Source organism: Pseudomonas edaphica (genome assembly GCF_005863185.1).
In the GTDB taxonomy this organism is placed as follows: domain Bacteria; phylum Pseudomonadota; class Gammaproteobacteria; order Pseudomonadales; family Pseudomonadaceae; genus Aquipseudomonas; species Aquipseudomonas edaphica.
In genome coordinates, this window is sequence record NZ_VBVZ01000436.1 from 1 (window position 1) to 5,335 (window position 5,335).

Genomic DNA, 5,335 nt, shown 5'->3' on the forward strand with positions numbered 1-5,335 from the left:
GAACTACCGCTATCGCGGGCAAGCCCGGCTCCCACATTTGATTTGCATCAGCTTCAAATCAGGCTTTCGGCAGTGCGATACCCTGGCCCATCTGCACCGGCGTACCCGCCACCAACTCCTCTGCCCACTTCACCTGATGCGGCCCGAACAGCACGATGGCGGTCGAACCCAGCTTGAAGCGGCCCAGTTCAGCACCTTTCTCCAAGTGAATCGGCGCGCGTGCGGCTTCGTCGTAGCGGAAGGTTTTCAGCTCGCGTTTCGGCGGCGTGACCAGCCCGGCCCATACGGTTTCAATCGACGCCACAATCATCGCGCCCACCAACACCACAGCCATCGGGCCGCGTTCGGTGTCGAACAGGCAGACAACACGCTCGTTGCGCGCAAACAGTTCCGGCACGTTTTCGGCGGTGGTCTGGTTGACCGAGAAAATCCGGCCCGGCACGTAGACCATCTCACGCAGCGTACCGGCCAAAGGCATGTGTACGCGGTGGTAATCCTTCGGTGACAGGTAAATAGTGGCGAAATCACCGCCCATGAACGGTGCAGCCAACGCCGCATCACCACCGAGCAATTCCAGCACGCTAAAGCTATGGCCTTTGGCCTGGAACACACGACCGTGTTCAATCGGGCCAAGCTGGCTGACCGCGCCGTCGGCTGGGCTCAGCACCGCGCCTGGAGTTTCATCCAGCGGGCGGGCGCCGTCTTTCAGGGCGCGGGTAAAGAAGGCATTGAAGTGCTCGTAGGCGGTGAGGTCTTCGACCAGCGCCTGGGACATGTCCACTTGATAGCGCTTGGCGAACCACGCCGTGAAGGCATTCTTGAACCAGCGCACGCGGCACTCGGCAATGCAGCCGGCCAGGCGCGACAGCAAGTGGTGCGGCAGCAAGTACTGGCTGAGGATAAACAACTGCTTTTTCATAACTGTCCTTAAACCTTAAATCTCGACGGGGGTGTCGGGGTGGTTGCCCCATTCGCCCCAGGAACCGGCATAACCTTTGACTCGCGGATAACCGAGCGCCTTGGCCACCAGGTAGGTGAAGCCAGAGCGGTGGTGAGTCTGGCAGTGGGTGATGATTTCTTTGTCGCGGGTCAGCCCGAGGTCTTCGAGGATCTGCGGCATGTCGCGGCGGATACGCAGGTTGCGCGCCTTGTCCATGCCGGCAGTCCATTCGAAGTTGACGGCGCCGGGGATGTGACCACCCTTGGCGGCGAGCACTTTCTCGCCGGAATATTCCAGCGGGCCGCGTGCGTCCCAGATGCCCAGGTCGGCGGCGCCGAGACGGCTTTGCAGGTATTCGCGGGTGGCGGTGGGGCCGTCGTGCAGCGTGAGGCTGACCGGGCCGCCAACCGGGGCGGGCACTTCGGTGGATACCGGGTGTTTTTCGTCCAGCCAGGCCAGCAGGCCGCCATCCAGGTAGTGGTACTTCTGGTGGCCGATCACGTCGAGCATCCAGATAAACCGCCCGGCCCAGCCGCCACCTTCGTCGTCATAGACGACGTAAGTGGCGTCCGGGGTGTGGCCCAGTTCGCCGAACAGCTTTTCCAGGTCGGCCTTGTGCGGCAGCAAGCCGGGTGCTGGCGGCTGGCCCAGTTGGGTGCGCTTGGGGTCAACGAAATGCGCGCCGGGGATATGCCCTTCGGCGTAGCGGGCGGCACTGGTGAGGTCCACCAGAATCAAGTGTTCGGCATCCAGGCGACCAAGCAGGTCGCTGGACTCGATCACCAGCGGCAAGCCAGAGAAGTCAGGCATGTGAGGTCTCCTGGGCACAAATGTTGGTGATAAAAGAGGGCGATTGTAGCGCAAGCATCAGGCGCTGCGGTTGGTAAAGCTGTGCAGCGCTTTCTCGATGCATTGAGCGGTTTTGCCAAAAGCCTGCACGGTGGTTTCCGAGAACGGCCCGCCGCCCTGGTCGGCGACCATCAGCATCACCACGCGGCCATTGCAGCTCAGAGATCGTAGCAACAGGTGTTCACCGGTAAACCAGCGGCGCAGGATCGGCGGCAGCAGCGCAGAAAATTGCGCGTGATTGTCTGGCGTGAGGCGCACCTGGGCGGACTTTTCCAGCAAGCGTTGCAGCAGTGTGCTGTTGACGACGTCGAGGCTCAGGTTGGCAGCGTCCTTGGGCAAGCCATCGGCCTGATGCACACGCAAGGTACTCAGGGCGCGGTCGGCCATAAAGAGCAGCACCCGCTGCATGCCACTGGCGACCAAGGCTTCCTTGGCGCAGGTGGTCAAGTGCATGGCGTTGGCAAAGCGGCTCGGTTCGACCAGCAACTCGGTGCAGCGCTTGCGCCACACGGCCAGTGCTTCGGCAGTGGGCGGCGGTGCGGGCAGCAGGCCGCGATGGACCTTCTGCACATGCCACGGCCAGATCAGCGACAGCGCCGGGTGCCAGAGGTCCGGCATCAAGGTGGTGCGCGCGCTGGTGACCGCTTGTTGGTGAACCTGCTGCTGCACGTCACACAGCGGCGCTTGCAGGTACAGCGCGGTAAGGTATTGCCAGCGCTCGGTGTGCGGGCAGGTCCAGGATTCCTGGGCCGACATCGCCAGGCCGTTGGCCAGCAGCACGGTGTTGGCGGGTTGGTTCAACCAGCGCCGCAGGTTGGGTTCGGCATCGAGCAGTTGCTGCTGGCGCAGCGCGTCATCTTCGCGGGCGATGTGCAGCGCCTTGACCAGCAAGCGCTGCTCGGTCAGCAGCAGGTTGTAGCCCTGGGACACCCAGATCGGCAGGTGCCAGGCTTCGGTCAGGCCAAGGCACAAGTCGAGCAGGCGTACACCGAACAGTTCCTGCTCGACCTTGTGCGCCGACTGGCCTTTGTGGATGACCCGCAGTTCCCATTCTTCCAGGAGTTTTGGGTAGGCCACGGCCAGCGGCCACAGCGGCGACAGAAACAGCAGGCTGCCCCAATGGATGTCTTGCCACAGCCGCGCCAGGCGGCTGGCGAACAAACCGTTGGCTTGCTGTGAGGCGTGCTGGCTTATCAGCAGCAGTTGGCGCAAAGCCACCGGGATGTCTTTTTCCGGCACCGAGGGCAGGCGCGCGAGCAATTCTTCGGCGCGTTTGAGACCCAGGCGGTTCAGCGCCACTTCGAGGTTTTCCGCCGGCCCCGACAGGCTGCCGTGCGCCTGGCTGTTGGCCTCGCGCATCACACTGAGCACCAGTGCCGGGCTGTTTTGCATCAGCTCGGCAATATCTCGCAATGAACTGCGGCTGTCGCGGATGGCCTTGCACACGCGTTCGTGACTAGCCTGAGGAACAGGCAGCAGCACATCGTCCAGGCGCTTGATCCAAGCGGCGAGGGTGGTGGGTTTTGTATTTGGAACTGTCGTTTCGTTTGCCATGATTGGGGCGCGATCATCACTTGCGTTCTACACGCCCGGAACGGGCCGAATTGGCTTTTCGCCTTAACGGGCTATAGTCTGGCGCAGTTTTGCCGATAAGTAGAACAAGAGTTTTCTGCAGCACCCACTATGTCCATGAACCCGACGGCGCAAGTACCAATCTCCTATGGCTAAAATTATCGGCATCATCGTCGTCATCGCAAGTGTGCTCGGTGGGTACGTCCTGTCCCACGGTAAAATTGCCGCGCTGATCCAGCCCTTCGAAGTGCTGATCATCGGCGGCGCCGCGTTTGGTGCTTTCCTGCAGGCCAACCCCGGCTACATGACCATGCACGTGATCAAAAAGTCGCTGGGCATGTTCAGCTCACGCTTCTCTCACACGTTCTATCTTGAAGTGCTGGGGCTGATCTACGAGATCCTCAACAAGAGCCGCCGCGAAGGCATGATGGCCATCGAAGGCGACATCGAAGACGCTGCCGCCAGCCCGATTTTCGCCAAGTACCCGGCCGTGCTCAAGGATGAGCGCATGACCGCCTACATCTGTGACTACCTGCGCATCATGTCCTCCGGCAACATGGCCCCGCACGAGCTCGAAGGGCTGTTCGACATGGAGCTGTTCAGCCTGAAGGAAGAGCTGGAACATCCTTCCCACGCCGTGACCGGCGTCGCCGACGGCATGCCCGGTTTTGGTATCGTTGCGGCGGTACTCGGCATTGTGGTGACCATGGCATCCCTGGGTGAGGGCGACCAGAAGGCTATCGGCATGCACGTGGGCGCGGCCCTCGTCGGTACCTTCTTCGGTATCCTCGCGGCCTACGGTTTCTTCGGCCCACTGGCCACGTCCCTGGCCCACGATGCCAAGGAAGAAGTGAATTTGTACGAAGCGATCAAGGCCTGCCTGGTGGCTTCGGCGTCCGGCATGCCGCCATCGCTGGCGGTGGAGTTCGGGCGCAAGGTGCTGTACCCGAAACATCGCCCAAGTTTTGCCGAGCTGGAACAAGCGGTTCGCGGTCGCTAAGTCATGGAAAACAACCAGCCGATAATCATCAAGCGCGTCAAGCGCTTCGCTGCGGGGCACCATGGCGGCGCCTGGAAAATCGCCTTCGCCGACTTTGCCACGGCGATGATGGCGTTCTTCCTGGTGCTGTGGCTGATGTCGACCGCCACGCCCGAGCAGAAGATCGCCATTGCCGGTTACTTCAAAGACCCGATTGGTTTTTCGGAAAGCGGCACGCCCTTCGTGATCGACCTGGGCGGCTCGCCGCAACTGGCGCCTGAGCGCACCATCAACCCCGAGGTCAAGACCGAGTCGCCGCAGGAAAACATCCCGATCGAGCGCGACACCGTCGAGAGCATGGCCGAGCAGGTCGAGAAAGAGCGCCTGGAGTTGTTGCTGCAGGAACTGCAGACCAAGGTCGAAGAAAACCCGCAGTTGCTGAAGTTCAAGGATCAGATTTCCTTCGAGATCACCCCCGAAGGCTTGCGCATCCAGATCACCGATGCGGCCAATCGGCCGATGTTCGACTCCGGCAGTGCGCGCTTGAAACCGTACTTCGAAGATATCCTGCTGGCCATGGCCGACACCATCAAGGCGGTGCCGAACAAGATCAGCATCAGCGGTCATACCGACGCCAAGCCCTATGCGGGCCAAGGCGACTTCGGCAACTGGGAGCTTTCGGCCAACCGCGCCAATGCCGCCCGTCGTGCGCTGGTGGCGGGCAGCTATCCCGACCCGCAAGTGGCGCGCGTGGTGGGGTTTGCGTCCTCGCAGTTGTTTGACCCTAAAGACCCGTTCAACCCGATCAACCGCCGTATCGATATCGTGGTGCTGACTAAAAAAGCCCAGCGTGCGATTGAAGGTGATCAGCCGCCACCTGCGGCGCCGACCCAGGGCGAAGGCGCTCCGGGTGAAGTGCCGGCAGATCCGAATGCTATTCCGCCAGGGCAGGAGCCGCTGCCGGCCCATGAGCTGCGGCAGAAGCTGAACCTGTT

General features: G+C 61.8%; 5 protein-coding genes. 2 read left to right on the forward strand and 3 right to left on the reverse strand.

The genetic code is table 11. From position 1 onward, the window contains the following. Nucleotides 1-58 precede the first annotated feature (58 nt). Genes asd through FEM54_RS23520 form a run of 3 tightly spaced genes read right to left on the reverse strand, consistent with a single transcriptional unit; the run spans nucleotide 59 to nucleotide 3,343 of the window. Complete coding sequence (gene asd, locus FEM54_RS23510; protein ID WP_138453339.1) at nucleotides 59-919, reverse strand: archaetidylserine decarboxylase; 861 nt, start codon at nucleotides 917-919, stop codon at nucleotides 59-61. Between the two features lie 15 nt (nucleotides 920-934). Then, nucleotides 935-1,750 carry a thiosulfate sulfurtransferase gene (gene rhdA, locus FEM54_RS23515; RefSeq protein ID WP_138453340.1) on the reverse strand — a complete coding sequence of 272 codons (816 nt, stop codon included), beginning with the start codon at nucleotides 1,748-1,750 and terminating at the stop codon, nucleotides 935-937. 57 nt (nucleotides 1,751-1,807) lie between these two features. Then, complete coding sequence (locus FEM54_RS23520) at nucleotides 1,808-3,343, reverse strand: HDOD domain-containing protein (protein WP_017138473.1); 1,536 nt, start codon at nucleotides 3,341-3,343, stop codon at nucleotides 1,808-1,810. 166 nt (nucleotides 3,344-3,509) lie between these two features. Between FEM54_RS23520 and motA the strand changes: the two genes are divergently transcribed. Both motA and motB read left to right on the forward strand, forming a co-directional pair. Then, a complete protein-coding gene (motA, locus tag FEM54_RS23525; RefSeq protein ID WP_017138472.1) occupies nucleotides 3,510-4,361 on the forward strand; it encodes a flagellar motor stator protein MotA in 852 nt (283 codons plus the stop codon). A 3-nt stretch (nucleotides 4,362-4,364) separates the two neighbouring features. Continuing rightward, a partial coding sequence (motB, locus tag FEM54_RS23530; protein ID WP_138453341.1) for a flagellar motor protein MotB occupies nucleotides 4,365-5,335 on the forward strand: 971 nt, incomplete at its 3' end.